The 18249-nt window shown below is 34.6% G+C and carries 18 protein-coding genes; 17 read left to right on the top strand and 1 reads right to left on the bottom strand.

All coding sequences use genetic code 11. The features are described from left to right. The first annotated feature begins 14 nt into the window (after positions 1-14). The 11 genes from mutL (at position 15) to ACTSKG_RS05320 (ending at position 12369) form a co-directional block, all read left to right on the top strand. Positions 15-1796: a DNA mismatch repair endonuclease MutL gene (mutL, locus tag ACTSKG_RS05370; RefSeq protein WP_464757112.1), complete on the top strand. Its 1782-nt coding sequence runs from the start codon at positions 15-17 to the stop codon at positions 1794-1796. Between the two features lie 11 nt (positions 1797-1807). After that, positions 1808-3316: a glycerol kinase GlpK gene (gene glpK, locus ACTSKG_RS05365; protein WP_464757111.1), complete on the top strand. Its 1509-nt coding sequence runs from the start codon at positions 1808-1810 to the stop codon at positions 3314-3316. A gap of 3 nt (positions 3317-3319) precedes the next feature. Next, complete coding sequence (locus tag ACTSKG_RS05360) at positions 3320-4963, top strand: glycerol-3-phosphate dehydrogenase/oxidase (protein WP_464757110.1); 1644 nt, start codon at positions 3320-3322, stop codon at positions 4961-4963. 8 nt (positions 4964-4971) lie between these two features. Then, positions 4972-5892 carry an alpha/beta fold hydrolase gene (locus ACTSKG_RS05355; RefSeq protein WP_464757109.1) on the top strand — a complete coding sequence of 307 codons (921 nt, stop codon included), beginning with the start codon at positions 4972-4974 and terminating at the stop codon, positions 5890-5892. Beyond that, positions 5885-6808, top strand: coding sequence for a tRNA (adenosine(37)-N6)-dimethylallyltransferase MiaA (miaA, locus tag ACTSKG_RS05350; RefSeq protein ID WP_464757108.1), 924 nt, complete (start codon positions 5885-5887; stop codon positions 6806-6808). The genes ACTSKG_RS05355 and miaA overlap by 8 nt, the downstream gene beginning before the upstream one ends. A gap of 58 nt (positions 6809-6866) precedes the next feature. Further along, a complete protein-coding gene (hfq, locus tag ACTSKG_RS05345) occupies positions 6867-7088 on the top strand; it encodes an RNA chaperone Hfq (RefSeq protein WP_464757107.1) in 222 nt (73 codons plus the stop codon). A gap of 127 nt (positions 7089-7215) precedes the next feature. Beyond that, positions 7216-7515, top strand: a complete 300-nt coding sequence (locus ACTSKG_RS05340; protein ID WP_464757106.1) for a rhodanese-like domain-containing protein — start codon at positions 7216-7218, stop codon at positions 7513-7515. Positions 7516-7597: 82 nt separating this feature from the next. Beyond that, positions 7598-8848, top strand: a complete 1251-nt coding sequence (locus ACTSKG_RS05335; RefSeq protein ID WP_464757105.1) for a methionine gamma-lyase family protein — start codon at positions 7598-7600, stop codon at positions 8846-8848. 1197 nt (positions 8849-10045) lie between these two features. Then, a complete protein-coding gene (locus ACTSKG_RS05330) occupies positions 10046-10444 on the top strand; it encodes a MerR family transcriptional regulator (RefSeq protein WP_464757104.1) in 399 nt (132 codons plus the stop codon). A 22-nt stretch (positions 10445-10466) separates the two neighbouring features. Then, the gene (gene glnA, locus ACTSKG_RS05325; protein WP_464757103.1) at positions 10467-11801 is read left to right on the top strand and encodes a type I glutamate--ammonia ligase; all 1335 of its coding nucleotides are present in this window, start codon (positions 10467-10469) and stop codon (positions 11799-11801) included. Between the two features lie 193 nt (positions 11802-11994). Then, a complete protein-coding gene (locus ACTSKG_RS05320; protein ID WP_464757102.1) occupies positions 11995-12369 on the top strand; it encodes a hypothetical protein in 375 nt (124 codons plus the stop codon). A 394-nt stretch (positions 12370-12763) separates the two neighbouring features. Here the strand turns inward: ACTSKG_RS05320 and ACTSKG_RS05315 are convergent, their stop codons facing one another. Further along, positions 12764-13156, bottom strand: coding sequence for a DUF1259 domain-containing protein (locus tag ACTSKG_RS05315; RefSeq protein WP_464757101.1), 393 nt, complete (start codon positions 13154-13156; stop codon positions 12764-12766). Positions 13157-13643: 487 nt separating this feature from the next. Between ACTSKG_RS05315 and ACTSKG_RS05310 the strand changes: the two genes are divergently transcribed. The 6 genes from ACTSKG_RS05310 to ACTSKG_RS05285 all read left to right on the top strand — a co-directional run bounded on the left by ACTSKG_RS05310 (position 13644) and on the right by ACTSKG_RS05285 (position 18084). Next, positions 13644-14240 carry a peptidoglycan DD-metalloendopeptidase family protein gene (locus ACTSKG_RS05310; RefSeq protein ID WP_464757100.1) on the top strand — a complete coding sequence of 199 codons (597 nt, stop codon included), beginning with the start codon at positions 13644-13646 and terminating at the stop codon, positions 14238-14240. A gap of 410 nt (positions 14241-14650) precedes the next feature. After that, positions 14651-15469 carry a substrate-binding periplasmic protein gene (locus tag ACTSKG_RS05305; protein ID WP_464757977.1) on the top strand — a complete coding sequence of 273 codons (819 nt, stop codon included), beginning with the start codon at positions 14651-14653 and terminating at the stop codon, positions 15467-15469. A gap of 18 nt (positions 15470-15487) precedes the next feature. Further along, positions 15488-16129, top strand: coding sequence for an amino acid ABC transporter permease (locus ACTSKG_RS05300; protein WP_464757099.1), 642 nt, complete (start codon positions 15488-15490; stop codon positions 16127-16129). A 13-nt stretch (positions 16130-16142) separates the two neighbouring features. Next, on the top strand, positions 16143-16889 hold the full coding sequence (locus ACTSKG_RS05295) for an amino acid ABC transporter ATP-binding protein (protein WP_464757098.1): 747 nt from the start codon (positions 16143-16145) through the stop codon (positions 16887-16889). Between the two features lie 20 nt (positions 16890-16909). Then, entirely contained in the window at positions 16910-17329 is a 420-nt protein-coding gene (locus ACTSKG_RS05290) for an OsmC family protein (protein WP_464757097.1), read from the top strand. 185 nt (positions 17330-17514) lie between these two features. Continuing rightward, on the top strand, positions 17515-18084 hold the full coding sequence (locus tag ACTSKG_RS05285; protein ID WP_464757096.1) for a manganese efflux pump MntP: 570 nt from the start codon (positions 17515-17517) through the stop codon (positions 18082-18084). Positions 18085-18249 lie beyond the last annotated feature (165 nt).

Here is an 18249-nt window from a genome sequence, read left to right as displayed (position 1 = left end):
AAGTAGGGGAGAATATGGGACAAATCATCGTGATGGAAGAACTACTTTCCAATAAAATAGCAGCGGGAGAAGTAGTGGAACGTCCCGCATCCGTAGTAAAAGAGTTAGTGGAAAACGCCATTGATGCTGAAAGTACATCTATTGAAATAGTGCTTGAAGAAGCTGGCTTATCAAAAATACAAGTCACTGATAATGGGAAAGGAATGGATGAAGAGGATGCTGTCCAATCTTTTTCACGACATGCGACTTCAAAAATTACAACGGAACATGATTTATTTAGAATTCGTTCTTTGGGATTCCGAGGAGAAGCACTAGCAAGTATTGCCTCAGTTTCAAAAATTAGTTTATGGACGTCCGATGGAGAAAATATTGGGACAAAAGTGGAACTTGAAGGAGGACGTGTACTTTCCTGCGCACCGGCACCAATTAGACGAGGTACGGATATTGTTGTAAATCAATTATTTTTTAATACCCCTGCTCGATTAAAATATTTAAAAACAATTCAGACAGAGTTAGGTCATTCCATTGACTTAATTAACCGATTGGCACTTAGTTTTCCCTCAATTGCATTTAAATTATCAAATAATAGTCAAACTATTGTTCAAACAACTGGTAGAGGGGATTTAAAGCAAGTTCTTGCCTCTATTTATGGTGTATCTAACGTTAAAAAAATGATTAGTTTTGAAAATGAGTCTGCTGATTTTCATATTAATGGTTATGCAACGTTACCTGAAATTACTCGGGCATCGAAAAACTATATTACAATTCTTGTGAACGGTCGTTGGGTAAAGCATTATGGTTTAAATAATGCGATTGTAGATGCTTATCATACTTTGTTACCAATAGGAAGATATCCGATTGTAGTATTAAATATTGAAACAGATCCAATGCTCACGGATGTAAATGTACATCCCGCAAAGCATCAAATAAGATTAAGTAAAGAAAAGGAATTAATGGAGCTAGTAAGAACAACAATTCGTTCCGTTATTCATAGAGTACAACAACCACCCAAAATTTCGGAAAAGACTGAAGTGAAAAAACAACCAAGTATTCAGTTTGACTTTTTTAAACAGCCGTATCAACCACCAGTTGAAACAACTATAAAAGCACAAGAAACTAAGCCACCATCAATTATAAAAGAGGATATAGAACCTCTTCTAGAAGAAATTGTGGTAGAAGAATTTATAGAAGAGTTTAAAGAAGTGAAAAAGCCTTTTCCAGATTTACATGTAGTAGGACAAATTCATGGAACATATATTGTTGCGCAAAGTGATGATGGCTTTTACTTAATAGATCAGCATGCAGCACAAGAGCGTATCAAATATGAGTTCTACAAAGAAAAGGTTGGGGATGTAAGTGCAAGTGAACGACAAGCATTATTACTTCCACTTACTTTTCACTACTCGTTAGATGAATCATACCGTATTAAAGATTCCTTAGACGAACTAAAAAATGTCGGCATATATTTAGAAGAATTTGGTTCATCTAGTTTTGTCGTTAGAGAACATCCATCTTGGTTTCCAAAAGGAAATGAAACCAAAATTATTGAAGGATTAATTGAGCAAGTATTAACGAATCGAAAAACCGATATTAAAAAGCTTAGAGAAGATGCTGCGATTATGATGAGCTGTAAATTATCTATCAAAGCTAATCACCATTTAACTACTAGAGATATGGAGCAGCTTCTAGAAAGTTTAAAAAATGCGCAGCATCCATTAACATGTCCACATGGTCGACCAGTAATCGTTCATTTTACTACGTATGAAATTGAAAAGATGTTCAAACGAGTAATGTAGGAGGGATATGAATGGGGAAATATATTTTATCAATTGATCAAGGAACTACAAGTTCACGAGCAATACTATTTGATAAACTAGGAAATATTGTACATTCTGCTCAAAAAGAATTTACCCAATATTTTCCGAAACCGGGATGGGTAGAACATGATGCACAGGAAATTTGGGGATCTGTCTTGTCTGTTATAGCTGGAGTTTTAACGGAAAGTGGTAGCCAACCAGAAGATGTTCATGCGATAGGCATTACCAATCAAAGAGAGACAACTGTTGTTTGGAACAAAAAGACGGGTAAGCCTGTTTATCATGCGATTGTTTGGCAATCTAGACAAACGCAAGAAATTATTGATCAATTAAAAAAAGAGGAACTGGATTCTTTTTTTAAAGATAAGACTGGATTAATGCTGGACCCATATTTCTCTGCTACGAAAGTAAAATGGATTTTAGATCATATAGAAAATGCTAGAGAACAAGCTGAAAACGGAGAACTTCTTTTTGGCACTATTGATACTTGGCTTATCTGGAAATTATCAAATGGTAAGGCACATGTTACCGACTACTCTAACGCATCTAGAACGATGCTTTATAACATATATGAACAGTGCTGGGATGAAGAGATATGCAAAAAATTAGATATACCGATGAAAATCCTACCTACTGTAGCTTCTTCATCTGAAGTATACGCGCAAACAGATTCAAGCGTGTTCTTTGGGAAAGAAATTAATATTGCTGGAGCAGCTGGTGATCAACAAGCTGCACTTTTTGGTCAATGTTGTTTTGAAAAAGGGATGGCAAAAAACACATATGGAACAGGTTGTTTTATGCTGCTTAACACGGGAGAAGCAGCTGTTTCGTCACCATCAGGATTACTAACTACGATTGCTTGGGGACTGAATGGAAAAGTAACTTATGCTTTAGAAGGTAGCGTATTTGTAGCTGGATCTGCTATCCAATGGTTGCGGGATGGCCTGCGAATGTTGCAAAATGCAGCAGAGTCTGAAAATTATGCAAAAAGAGTAGACTCTACAGAAGGGGTATATATTGTTCCAGCATTTGTTGGGCTTGGTACTCCATATTGGGACTCCGATGCACGGGGAGCTATTTTCGGTTTATCTCGCGGAACTACAAAAGAGCATTTTATCCGTGCTACACTTGAATCTCTTGCCTATCAAACAAAGGATGTACTTCAAACAATGGCACAAGACTCTGGAGTAAGTGTAGAAGTACTCCGTGTAGATGGTGGGGCAGTGACTAACGAATTTCTTATGCAATTCCAAAGTGATTTGCTTAACTTGCCGATAGAACTCGCCAAGCTGAATGAAACAACGGCGCTTGGAGCAGCATTTCTAGCGGGCTTAGCAACAAAATTTTGGCAAGATGAACGAGAGCTATTAAAGATGCGTGAAAGTCAAAAACAATATGAACCAAAAATGAATGAAGTGAAACGAAATAATTTATACAATGGCTGGAAAAAGGCTGTTGAGGCAACTAGAATATTCAAACCAATGGATGAAGGAGTATAGTAAATGAAATCTTCCGTAGAGCGTGAACAAATATTTAACACGTTAAATTTTTATGAATTCGATGTATTAGTTATTGGTGGAGGCATTACAGGAGCCGGTATAGCATTAGATGCTGTTACAAGAGGAATGTCTGTAGCTCTTGTAGAAATGCAAGACTTTGCTGCTGGGACTTCTAGTAGATCGACGAAATTAGTACATGGTGGTTTACGTTATTTAAAGCAATTTGAAGTGAAAATGGTGTCAGAAGTAGGGAAAGAAAGAGAAATAGTTTATGAAAATGCTGTCCATGTAACCGAACCTGAATGGATGCTTCTTCCATTTCACAAGAAAGGTACTTTTGGTCCAATTACCACATCTGTCGGATTAAAAGTTTATGATTTTTTAGCAGGAGTAAAAAAAGAAGAAAAGAGACATATGTTATCGCCTGAAGAGACCCTACAAAAAGAACCATTACTAAAAAATACGGGACTTCTTGGCGGAGGATATTACGTAGAATATCGAACAGATGATGCTCGTTTGACTTTGGAAGTTATAAAAAAAGCGATTGAAAAAGGTGCAGTATGTTTAAACTATGCAAAAGTAAGGTCTTTTGTATATAACGATAATAATGATGTCGTTGGAGCAGAGGTAATCGATCAGATAAATAATAAGAAAATTACAATTCATGCTAAAAAAGTAGTAAATGCAGCTGGCCCATGGGTAGATTCTGTCCGAGCACTCGATGCAATGGATAATAATAAAAAATTAAGACTGACAAAAGGTGTTCATATAGTAATCGATCAACTATTTTTCCCTCTTCGACAAGCAATCTATTTTAATACACCGGATAAACGAATGATATTTGCGATTCCACGCGAAGGAAAAACATATGTAGGTACTACAGACACTTTTTTTGAAGGGGATATACAAAATCCTGCAGCAACAAAAGAAGATGTTCAATACTTATTAAAAGCGATACATGATATGTTCCCTAAAGTTCATATCTCCGAAAAAAACGTAGAGTCTACTTGGGCAGGTGTAAGGCCACTTATCTATGAAGAAGGAAAAGACCCTTCCGAAATTTCCCGAAAAGATGAAATATGGCAATCGAATTCTGGTTTGATTACAATAGCAGGTGGTAAACTGACAGGATATCGTAAAATGGCGGAATCTATTGTTGATTTAATTTCAAAACAATTGGGAGATTACAATTATGGGCCATGTGTGACGAAGCACTTAGTACTTTCTGGAGGAGACATTGGTGGATCGGAGAACTTTCTAGCTTTTATTGCCAATAAAGAAAGATTATCACAATCTTATGGTTTGTCTTTTGAAGAAGGAAGAAGATTAGCTAAACTGTATGGATCAAATGTGGATAAAATATTTAAATATGTACACTTGTTAAAGACAACTTCCGATTCAAGTTTACCGCTAAGTCTATTAGCGCAAATATATTATGCAGTACATGATGAAATGGCATACTCACCAGTAGACTTTCTAGTACGAAGAACGGGTATGCTTTACTTTAACATAGAGCAATACAAAACATATAAAAATGAAGTTTTACAAGTAATGAAAGACCTGTTGAATTACTCGGAACAAGAAACGGTAAAATACCAAAACCAACTAGATAAACTTCTTATGCAAGCGACTTTAGAATGGAGTTGAAAAGCGTAATGAAATCAATTTTAGAAGTAGAAATGTCAGATGGTCATCATATACATGTAGTGAAATATTCCCCAGAACAATCACCTATAGGCCATATACATTTATTACACGGTATGGCAGAGCATATTGAGCGATATGATGAATTTGCTCTTTTTCTTGTAGGAAAAGGATATATAGTGAGTGGGCATGACCATAGAGGGCATGGTAGAACTGTCGAGAAAAATGGACAACAAGGTTATTTTGCTGAAACTAATGGTTTTGAGCGCGTAACAGAAGATGTTCGAGAAGTATTGTTGAAAGTTCGAGAAGATATGGTAGAGATACCACTTATATTATTTGGACATAGTATGGGATCTTTCGTTGCACGAAGATATATGCAAAAATACAGTGATTCACTGTCTAAAGTAATTATTTGTGGCACTTCATATAGTCCAGGGATTCTTGGAGATGTTGGATCGATCATTGGAAAAATTGCTTCTAAACTTCAGACACCAACAACGGAAAGTAAATTACTCAATAATTTATCTTTCGGTGGGTTTAATAAAAAAATTAATGATGCCGAAACAACATTTGATTGGTTAAATACTGATAAAACAGAAGTTAAAAAATATATAGAAGATCCAATGTGTGGGTTTATATCAACCAATCAGTTTTATATTGATTTGTTTTATGGCCTTAAAATAATTCATAAAACTGGAGAGATTGCACGAATTAGAAAAGACTTGCAGGTTTTACTCTTAAGTGGAGAAGAAGATTCAGTTGGTAAAAATGGAGAAGATATATTTAAAGTAGCGAAAGGTTTGACGAATGCAGGGATGGAAAATGTGACTGTACATTTAGTGGAAAATGCAAGACATGAAATTTTATTAGAAAAAAATAAAGAAGATACATTTAATGTTATTGTAAAATGGATGATGAATAATGAGTGAAAGACCTTTTGTCATAGCAATTGTAGGTCCGACAGCTGTCGGAAAAACAGCGCTAAGTATAGAATTAGCAAAAGCTTGTAATGGTGAAATTATTAACGGGGATTCTATGCAGGTATATCGTGGATTGTCTATTGGAACTGCTAAGATTAATTCCGATGAGATGGAAGGAGTTCCCCATCATTTATTAGATATTAAAGATCCAACAGAAAGTTTCTCAGTAGCTGAATATCAAAAACTGGTACGACTTAAAATAGAGGAAATTGCTTCACGTGGTCATGTGCCAATTATTGTAGGTGGAACTGGGCTTTATATACAATCTGTACTATATGACTTTAGATTTACTGAACATTCTAAAACAAATAGTAACTTATTAAAGGAATTAGAACAGTTGTCACCAGAAGAGTTATTCGAAAGGTTAAGCAAGTTAGATCCTATTGCTGCAACTGAAATTCATCCGAACAATGTTCAACGAGTAATGAGAGCGATTGAGCGTGTTGAGTTAAGTGGAAAAAGAAAAGATGAGATTGAACAAAATCAGGGCAATGAAAAGGTATATCCACATTACATCATTGGACTTTCTATAGATCGAGCAATTCTATATGAAAGAATAAATAAAAGAGTGGAAATAATGATGGAAAAAGGGTTACTTCAAGAAGTAAAAGGGCTTTATAAGCAAAATATCCGACATGTTCAATCCATTCAAGCTATCGGGTATAAAGAGATTTATGATTTTCTAGATGGGCATATAACTTTTGAGGAAGCAATTGATAACTTGAAGCAAAATTCTAGAAGGTATGCCAAACGCCAATTAACTTATTTTCGAAATAAAATGGATATCCATTGGTATAATCCATTTACAGACTCGGAAAGAATTATAAAAGAAATTCAATCAATTTTGCAGGAGATAAGTGAATAATATCGAATAGTAGTTATGAAGAATCTTTTAACGCAAAATGTAAAATGGGGGTATTGGGATGAAACCAGTAAATATTCAAGATAATTTTTTAAATCAATTAAGAAAGAATGATATTTTTGTAACCGTATTTTTATTAAACGGTTTTCAGTTGAAAGGTATTATTAAATCATACGATAATTTTACTGTGTTGCTGGAATCCGAAGGTAAACAACAGTTAATTTATAAGCATGCAATTTCAACTTTTGCTCCCTCTAAATCAATTAATATTAATGTGGAATAGAGAGTTACCGTATGTATTACTCAAGAGCTGAATGATAATTCTCGGTGAGTTGGAAATGGTTTAGTTGACATCGAGAAATGTTCCTATTACTATTTGTAGGAATATACATGGAAAGTGGCGATAAAAAATGAATTTTATAACGACTGAAGAACTATTACAAAAATTAGATGCTGGAGAACAATTAAGCATTATAGACGTACGTGAAAATGAAGAAGTAGCAAATGGTATGATACCAGGGGCGAAACATATTCCACTTGGACAAGTAGATTCAAGTGTAGATCAAATGGATAAGTCTGTACCTCACTATATTATTTGTAAAGCCGGCGGCCGCAGTGCAATGGCTTGTGAAATTCTAGAAGAAAATGGATTTACAGTAACGAATGTAGTTGGCGGAATGCTCGAATGGGATGGGGAATTACAGTTTTAAGTTTTGAATAGAAAGGCTAATTTCATTATGGAATTAGTCTTTTCTATTTGTATATGAAAACAAGAGCGCAGGAGAGATTGAAATGAATTTTAAAACTACATTATCAAAAGAAATATTAGAGTTAGCTGATAATACAGAGGCTAAAATCGCATGTTTTAAAAAAGATGTTGAAAACATTGCATTTATTAATCAACAAAAAGTCATAAACGCATTTAAATTACATCATGTAAGTGATCATCACTTTCATCCTTCTACTGGTTACGGATACGATGATGAGGGTCGTGATACATTGGAAAAAGTATATGCATCTACATTCGGTGCAGAAGCAGCTCTTGTTAGACCACAAATCATTTCAGGTACACATGCGATTTCTATAAGTTTATTTGGTTTATTGAGACCGAGTGATGAATTACTATACATAACTGGGAAGCCATACGATACGCTTCAATCGATTGTGAGTGGAGAAGGGGAAGATACTGGATCTCTAGCTGACTTTGGAATAACTTACAAGCATATTGATTTATTGGAAACTGGCGCAGTAGATTGGGAAAACGTAGAAAGTGCAGTAAGAGAAAATACAAAAGTAATTGCCATACAACGATCGAAAGGGTATGCAGTTCGTCCTTCTTTTACAGTGGAACAGATTAAGGAAATGGTTAAAAAAATAAGAGCTATAAAAGAAGATGCAATCATTTTTGTAGATAATTGCTACGGGGAGTTTGTCGAAGAACTAGAACCAACGAATGTCGGAGTAGATTTGATGGCAGGATCACTTATAAAAAATCCTGGAGGGGGGATAGCTAAAACGGGAGGTTATATTGCAGGAAAAAGTGAATTTGTGACGAAATGCGCTTACCGAATGACTTCACCAGGAATTGGTGCAGAAGCAGGTGCTTCACTTAATACTCTTCTAGATATGTATCAAGGATTTTTTATGGCACCTCACATAGTTTCACAAGCTGTTAAAGGCGCCATTTTTACTTCCGCAGTACTAGAGGAGGTCGGGATGATAACAGAACCACATTATACCGAGAATAGAACGGACCTTATTCAATCTGTTTCATTCAAGACGTCACAACAAATGATTCAATTTTGTAGAGCTATTCAATTACATTCGCCTGTTAATGCTCAATTTGCACCAGAGCCTGCGTATATGCCGGGTTATGAGGATGATGTTATTATGGCTGCAGGAACTTTCATACAAGGATCTAGTATGGAATTAACAGCAGATGGACCAATTCGTCCTCCATACACTGCTTTTATTCAAGGTGGATTAACATACGAACATGTTAAATATGCTATATTAGGAGCAGTACAAACGTTGAATAAATAAGTATTTAAGCCACTTTCAATTGGAAGTGGCTTTTCTTAATGAATAAGAAAGTATTTGGATTTATCTCCTGCCAACCCAAGTTCATAGTACTTTAAAGAATTACTGTGGATTTCCGTTTCAGGTGGACGCTTTCCGCGAGGTGAGCGATGAACCATCACCGCCGCTTACGCGTTCGTTGTGATGGTTCATCTGTCTCACTGAGGAACAAAGGCTAAGAGCGCCACATCGTGTGGCAACGCCTTCGTGACCAACATCCTGTTGGCCTCCGGCTGGAGTCGCCACCTTTCACTACAATCCATTAAGTGAGTAATACCTAACAGAAAGACTTAACCCAGCATTCAATGAGAGGATAAAATGCAGTTCTCTAACTACTGTTTATAGGATTAAATGTCATCTATCTTACTAAGTAATTATAAATCATCCCATACATTCTAATTGATAGGAGCAGACGGCGACTTCAGCGGGAATAGCAGATGTATTCTGCACCGAAAGCGAAGCGGCTGGCCTAGCAGGAACGCAAGAGAGGGATGGAAGGCTAATGACTCCTCTTCTCTGAGGCAATGCCTTTCATGACCACCAACATCCTGTTGGCCTTTGAGAATGAAACCATGCTCGCGAAAAGCGTCTGCCATAGCTGAAAGAAACGATATTATGCTTCTCTTCTAACAAGGACTAGGCGGCTTTTGCACGGTTTTTCATACTGAAAGAGTATATGATTTTTGGAATCCAGTAGTAGTAAGGCTTTATAGAATACTTGAATTAGTTGGTGCATGATTAGAGTGGTATTAGTCGAGAAAAAATAGATAGTATCCATTGTTTGAGAAGGCTTGAGCGGACGAAATTGTATCTTCGTCCGCTTTTAAAAGAGTAGGAAAGTATTTTTTCTCTAATTATCCAAACCAAACTTATCATATCTTCACAAATTCCAAGAGGGCGACGGACAAACATCCGCCACAAGATTACCGGAAAAATAGATGGAGAAGTGACGCAGTCACTTCTCCATCCACAAAGTTCCCTGGTAATAGTGTAGCTAATGTTTTGTCCAAAGCACTCTAGAAATAGAGAAGACAGGATACACTTAAAGGATGCTGGCGTTTTTCTTATTGTTTTTTATGCCATGTCAGTTTATCTGACATGGATTTGACAACAAAGCTGACATGGAGTATAGTATTAGCATATCCAACTGGGGGTGCAGTGATGGAAAAGGAATGGAGACGTTCGATGCCGTTGTTATCCATGAATATCGTGATGCAGTTAACAGGATTAACGGCAAGGCAAATTCGTTATTATGAAGAGCATAAGCTAGTCCAACCTGCACGAACGGAAGGAAAGCAACGTATGTTCTCTCTGGATGATGTTGATGTTTTATTAGAAATAAAAGATATGATATCTTCTGGAGTCAATATTGCGGGTATTAAACAAATTTTTGAAATGAAGAACATCCCAACTTCCAAGGGAAAAGTGCAAGAAGTTATTTCTGATGCACAATTACGAGCAATTTTCAGGGAAGAAATGGAAATTGCTCAAAGACACCAACGAGCATCACTAAGACAAGGTAATTCTCTCGCTTTTAACCTTAAAGCGAGGTTTAAATAAAAATCAATAGGAGAGTGAAATAATGAGCAAGTATACAAAAGAAGACATTAAAAAATTCGTTCAAGAAAATGAGGTGAATTTTATTCGTCTTCAGTTTACTGACATCCTTGGTACGATTAAAAACGTTGAAATTCCAGTGAGTCAGCTCGATAAAGCTCTCGATAATAAAATGATGTTTGATGGATCATCTATTGAAGGATTTGTTCGCATTGAGGAATCGGATATGTACTTAGTGCCAGATTTAAATTCATGGGTAGTGTTTCCTTGGATTACAGGTAAAGGTAAAGTAGCTCGATTAATCTGTGACGTTAATAAGGCAGATGGAACTCCATTTGCAGGAGACCCACGTAATAACTTAAAACGAATTCTAAAAGAGATGGAAGAGTTAGGATTTACAAGTTTTAACTTAGGTCCAGAACCTGAATTTTTCTTATTTAAATTAGATGCACAAGGAGAGCCAACACTTGAACTAAATGACCATGGTGGTTACTTTGACTTAGCGCCAATGGATTTAGGTGAAAACTGCAGACGTGATATCGTACTTGAGCTAGAGGAGATGGGTTTTGAAATTGAAGCATCTCACCATGAAGAAGCTCCTGGACAACACGAGATCGACTTTAAATATGCAGATGCATTAACTGCTTGTGATAACATCCAAACATTCAAGTTAGTAGTTAAAACAATTGCTCGTAAACATGGCTTACATGCAACGTTTATGCCAAAACCACTTTTTGGTGTAGCTGGATCTGGAATGCACTTTAACGTTTCCCTATTTAAAGGTGAAGAAAATGCATTTTTTGATGAATCCGCTGAAAATAAAATGAGTGAAACTTCTATGCAGTTTATGGCAGGAGTATTAAAGCATGTACAAAGTTTTACAGCTATTACAAATCCTACAGTAAACTCATATAAACGATTAATACCAGGTTATGAAGCTCCTTGTTACGTTGCTTGGTCAGGTCAAAATAGAAGTCCTTTAATTCGTATTCCTTCTTCAAGAGGCTTAAGCACTCGAATTGAAGTTCGTTCTGTAGATCCTTCTGCAAATCCATACCTTGCTATGGCGGTTATTTTACAAGCTGGACTGGATGGTATTAAAAACAAATTAACACCACCACCTGCAGTCGATCGCAATATTTATGTGATGACCGAAGAAGAAAGAAATGAACATGGTGTTTATAATTTGCCATCTTCTCTTCATTCAGCAATTAAAGAACTTGGTAAAAGTAAAATAATTCGTGGTGCGCTTGGTGAGCATATTTATGCAAACTTCGTAGAAGCAAAAGAGATAGAATGGGATATGTTTAGAACAACTGTACACCCTTGGGAACGTGAACAATATCTAAAAATGTATTAATAAAGAAAGCGTTGGAGCCCTGGGCTTCCGACGCTTTTTTATTTTTATGAGTCTATTTTAGAAAAAGTACTTAGCAAGTGATATTTTCATTTAAAAATACCAGGACTAAAGAGAGGGCTGTGTTCTATCTTATTAACTATGGATAACACCTTTGTAAAACCGATAAATATATAAAGAGGTTAGAGGAGTTATTATGGATATAAATGAATTAATGAAAAAAATTAATGAAGGTATGGAAAATTTCGATTTGGTTTCTGCAAGAAAGTTTATAGAAGAAAATATTGAATTAATTGATGAGAATAGACATCTTCTAAGAAGTAATGCTAGATCGTTATTTGAAATATTGAAAGAAAATACTAACTCAGAAGTTAACCCATTAAATCGAAAAGAGATAAATGTGATACATGCCATAAATGCGTATGCTACAAAATTTGATATTAGAGGATTAAAAATGTCGGTTAAAAATAATTCGGAACTTTTGATAAGAAATGATATAAAGCACTATTTAAACGAAGATGCGAAAACTTTATTAATTGGAATGAATGCTCTCTATATCGATGAAAAATAGGTGCTGTAAATAAATAGATGAGAACGTGAACGTCTTTTAAGGCGTTCTTTTTTTAGTTGGGCTAATCTAGTAGTCGAATTTACTATTTTGATTGTAAATTTTTTGCTCGTCTTTTTGCAAGATAGTCAAAGCCTGACGTAAAAGGTTTATATCTGAAAGTATTTGTTCTTTGATACTTGAATTATCACATTTATTATAATCATAAATTAAATTACTAAGCTCATTTTTAAGTATAGACATAAACCATTTATCCTTTCTCTAAATCTTAATAATTTATTTTATTATCTACTATTTTTAGTTAAAAAGAAATAATCAAATGAAAAAAATTCTGTCATTTAATAAAGATATAGTGTTTTATACCCTCTCATGCTAATCATTAAGTAATACCATATTGTTAATGATTTAAAATGTTAAATGCTTCTGTAAATTTTTTCGCAAATGATAACGGTGGCTCAATAGATTGGAAATGTACATATAGAATAGAAGGATTCATGAATATCCAGTGATTATGGATAGCACTAACTATTAGGTTGTTTTTCACTAAAATCTTAATAAATTCAGGTAATTCTTCTTGAAGTACCGCTACTTCACCTAGGTTAAGGGCATTTCCTTCATAATCTAATGACTCAAATGTTATTCCCGCTGGAAGTGCACTTCGACTAGGACGACCTTGAATAGTAACATGGAGATTTCGTTCCTTTTCTACTGAACAAAATCCTTGCTTAAAGCTAGCTCTCCCGTTAACAATTTGTGCATATTGGTGGCAAATAGCTTGAAAATTCTCCAAGAATAACACACTCCTTATTATTTTAATAAGAAAAAAATCCAACATAATTAGTTGGCAGTTACCACCAATTTCATAAAAACCAATAACCAAAAACCAAACATTCTTTCATTTCGTCCATCATAGGAGATTGCTCAAATTGCTCAGGAAATATATTTAAATAAATAAATCATAGGAGTTTCGGGGCTACTTTTTGATAAATAATATTTAATCTCCTCATTTCTTATTTCTAGAATATAATCCTCATTATTTTGTGATAGATTGGCATTGTTCAATACATGGAGTTAGATTCTTGAATAAATTGCTTTTACAAGATTCACAATTAAGCTAAATTCATACCCAACTTCTTGTACATATAAAAAAGTGAGAATAATATTTTTTAAAAGTAATCACTTTTGACTAAGATACCTACCAGTTCTTTGCATTTGATAGTAAAGTAAGTTAAAGATTTTGTAAGTAGAATTTTAAAAGAATTGAAAGGAGGGATTATATGTTATTTATTAAACCATGTGAGGGAAGAATAACCTCGCGATATGGGCAAATAAGAAAGAACTCTGGTACGAACACTTTGAGATTGCATAAGGGAGTTGATTTTGGTAATGATGGAAGTACAAAAATTATAGCAGCGGCAAGTGGTATTATTACTCGAGCGAAAGCTATCGAAGGATATGGAAATACAGTAACGATTGCACATGTTATAAATGGTAATAAATATGAAACTTTATATGCTCACCTTAAATCAATCTCAGTAAAAGTTGGACAAATAGTTAAACAGAGCCAACAAGTAGGTATAAAAGGCGATACAGGAAATGCTACTGGAGTAAATTTGCATTTTGAGATTCATATTCCTAGGTATGAAGCAGGTCAACCAAATGCTGTAAATCCTTTAAACTATATCGTTGTTTCTGAAGTAGTAGAAATACAGAAACTTTTAGTAGTAGCAGGATATCAGATTGTTGTAGATGGAATTGAAGGACCTGAAACTGAATCAGCTATTAAAGCATTTCAAAAAGCAAAGGGATTAACTCCAGACGGAATAATAGGGCCAGTTACGCTTGCTGCTCTAAAAAGCCAAAATAAAAGTTGAATGAGAATAGCGCTAAAGATGAAACTTCAAAATTAGGCAACAATAATCGAATAATATAAAAAGTTATAAATAAGGCCTATTTTCCTTGTATAGGTCTTTTTTTATATGTTTGAATGAATGAAAATATACATTTTAATGGCTTTGATACTAATTGATGTTTTTTACTGAATGTTCTTGGGAATAATCATATAAAGAGTAATAATATTTAATCCTTTAGGTATTCTGTAAATGCAGAATAAGGCTAAGGTAACCGAATAGTAGATATGAAATTACAGCCCAAGTTGTTCGGTTGGATAGAACTAACAATACGATTGCAAGTTCTATCAGAAAATATTTACTTAAACTAACTTGTTTTAAGAACTGTTCAGTTTAATCTTTTTAGTTTGTTTGAAATATAAATTTAGGGGGAAATTAAAGTGAAAAAAAGTAAAATTTTATTGTCTATATTAACTACAGCAGCTGTATTATTAGGAGCATGTGGTAATAATTCTACAAAAGAAAATAATAAAAATTCATTATCAGCTATTCAAGATAAAGGAGAAATAACAATAGGGATTATGGGTACCTATGCACCTTATAATTTCATGAATAAAAATCAAGAATACGATGGTTTTGATGTTGATATTGCGAAAGAATTAGCAAAACGTTTAGGGGTAGAACCAAAATTTGTAGCACAAGACTTTTCTGGACTTATACCTGGCTTGCAAAAAGGTAAATTTGATATTTTGGTTAGCCAAGTAACGATTACAGAGGACCGTAAAAAACAAATTGATTTTACGGAACCTTACATTACAAATGATGTGAGAGTAATTGTAAAAGAGGATAATACAACTATACAATCAGTAAATGATTTTAAAGGAAAGAAAATTGCAGTAGGGCTAGGGACGAATGATGAAGCATTTTTACGCAATGACTTAATGCCCAAAGTAGGCGACTTCAAAATAAATACGTACGATGATGTCATCACAACATTAAAAGATTTAGATGCAGGTCGTGCGGACGCTACAATAAATAACGCATACGCTTTAAAACCTATAATTGAGGAAAATGGATTTAAAGTGAAAGCTGTTGGTGAACCAATAAAATCGGATATAGCTGCAGTTGCTGTTAAAAAAGGTAATACAGATTTAGTGAATAATTTAAATAAGGCATTAGATGATATAAAAAAAGACGGTACGTATAAAAAAATTTTTATAAAATGGTTTGGTGAAGAACCAAAGGCTGAATAGAGAAAGTAGGTAGTTTCCATGCAAGTAGTAATTGATAATTTGCCCTTTTTACTTAAAGGTGCGTATTATACTTTATTGATTACAGTGGTATCTATGTTTTTTGGCTTGATAATCGGTTTAATTACAGCGATTGCTCGTCTAAAGGGCAATCGTTTCTTTCGTACTGTAGCGAGAGTGTATGTATCGATTATTCGAGGAACGCCGCCACTTGTCCAAATCGTAATTGTATATTATGGTCTTGTTGATTATGGCATTGAATTAGGACCGCTCACAGCCGCGTATATTGCTCTAAGTATTAATATTGGAGCATATGTTTCAGAAGCGTTTCGTGGAGCAATTCAAGCTGTGCCAGTTGGGCAAACTGAAGCTGCTCTTGCGACAGGTATGACTGAATCCCAGGCTGTTCGGCGTATTGTGATTCCACAAGCAATTCGTATTGCCATTCCACCTCTTGGGAATACATTTGTAGGTATGCTAAAAGAAACGTCATTAGTATCGGTTATAACTGTAACAGAGTTATTACGGTCAGCTCAGTTATTAGTCGCTCAATATTACGTATACATGCCTTTTTATTTATCTATAGCTGTTATGTACTGGATAATGAGTACAATCTTTACATTTATATTGAATAAAATAGAGAACCGATTATCGATTTATTAAGGAGAGGAAATTTGTGATACAAGCTAATGATTTATCTAAAAGCTTTGGTGAGCAGGAGGTATTAAAGCATATTTCAATAAATATACCAGCTCATCAAGTTGTCGCAATCGTTGGTCCAAGCGGTTCTGGAAAAAGTACTCTTTTGCGTTGCTTAAACGGCTTAGAAGCTATCACTAGTGGAACTATAACTATAAATAATCATCAACTTAGAGCAACAGATAAGAAAAAGATACGCCAAAAAACGATTCATGAGATTCGTCAAGATACTGGTATGGTCTTTCAGCAGTTTAACTTATATCCACATAAAACAGTAATTGAAAATGTAATGGAAGCATTACTTGTCGTTAAGAAACAAAATAAGGAACAAGCGAAGACAAAAGCTAGCCAATTATTAAAACGTGTTGACTTGCAAGAAAAAGAGGGAGTCTATCCATCTAAGCTATCAGGAGGTCAACAACAACGCGTCGCAATTGCTCGTGCATTAGCAATGGAACCACAAATCATGCTATTTGATGAACCAACGTCAGCGTTAGATCCTGAACTTGTTGGGGAAGTGTTAAAAGTGATGAAAGAATTAGCAGATGAAGGAATGACAATGATTATTGTAACCCATGAAATGAATTTTGCCCAAGATGTAGCAGATCGTATTTTGTTTATGGCGGATGGACAAATAATAGAAGATGCAGAACCAAAGGCGTTTTTTGCCCATCCTGATACAGAACGAGCACAAAAATTTTTAGCAAAAGTAAAGGAATTCTGAGGAAAGAAAGGTTGATAAAAATGGAAGTAAGAGCAAAATGGCAAGGTGGACGTGCTTTTGAAGCGCAAGGCCCTTCAGGATACCCAATGTATATGGACGCAACACCAAATTACGGAGGAGAAGGCAATGCTCCAACACCAACAGAAATGTTACTTAGCTCTCTAGTAGGTTGCATTGGAATCGATGTTACGATGATTTTAAAGCCACATTTAGATAAAATTGAGTCCATTGAAATTATAGTAAACGGCTCACGCAGAGAAGAATTGCCAACTGCATTTACTGCAGCTTCCTTATTATTCGATGTAAGAGGGGATATCGACGCAAAAAAAGTAGTACGAGCAATTAAATTGGGAGAAGAAAAATATTGTGCTGTATCCGCATCCTTGAAGGCAGAAATATCCTATCGTTTAATCTTAAATGGTAATGAAATTGAAGTTTAAAGATTTCTGTACAACAATAAATGCAAAAACCTTTTAATTTGTTTTAAGAATTAAAGTACTCCTTCATCCATAGGGTTGAAGGAGTTTTTAATGCAATCAAAGCATCTAAAATAAATTCATTTTAACAAAATCGAAAATCCTGCATATCCTTATAAATAGAGATCAAAGGTCTTGGGGAGGATAAAATGCATTGGATAACTATTATCCTTATAGGGATAGCAGCTAATTTAGACAATTTAGGAATAAGTTTGGCCTACGGAATAAAACAAACTAAGATCCCTATTTTTTCAAATGTAACAATAGCAATTATTTCGATGATAGTTGCTTATGTTGCAGTCGTAAGTGGAGGAATTATTACTAACTATATTCCAATTTTACATGCAAATTTTTTGGGGAGTTCTTTACTATGCATTGTCGGTCTATGGACTATTTTATCAAGTATACTTTCTAATGAGGATACCACCAAAAAGACAGAACAAATAGATAAAGATGGAAATAATATTATTTCCGTTAAAGAAGCAATAACGTTAGGATTTATTTTATCAGTAAACTGTTTAGTAAGTGGAATTGCAATTGGAGCAAGTGGAATTTCAGCCATTTGGACAGTATTTTCTATAGGTTTTTTTTCAATTTTGACTGTTAGTATTGGAAGTCGTTTTGGTTTAATACTAAATAAAACTTTTCTTGGTAAATATTCTATTTCTATTTCAGGCGGTTTACTAATTTTTATTGGTATATACGAGCTGTTTGATTAGGATTTGTATTATCCATCAAAGAAAAATCTATCATTCCAATGATATACGTTTTTTACAACAAATATTAATAATATAACAAATAAAAACCCCTCAACCATAAAGGTAAAGGGGTTTTTTCGATAATCTAAACGAAAATGTCCACTTTTCGTTTAGATATGATATCGG

This window comes from Psychrobacillus syltrankelensis (assembly GCF_055454035.1).
This window is presented reverse-complemented; position numbering and strand designations above follow the sequence as displayed.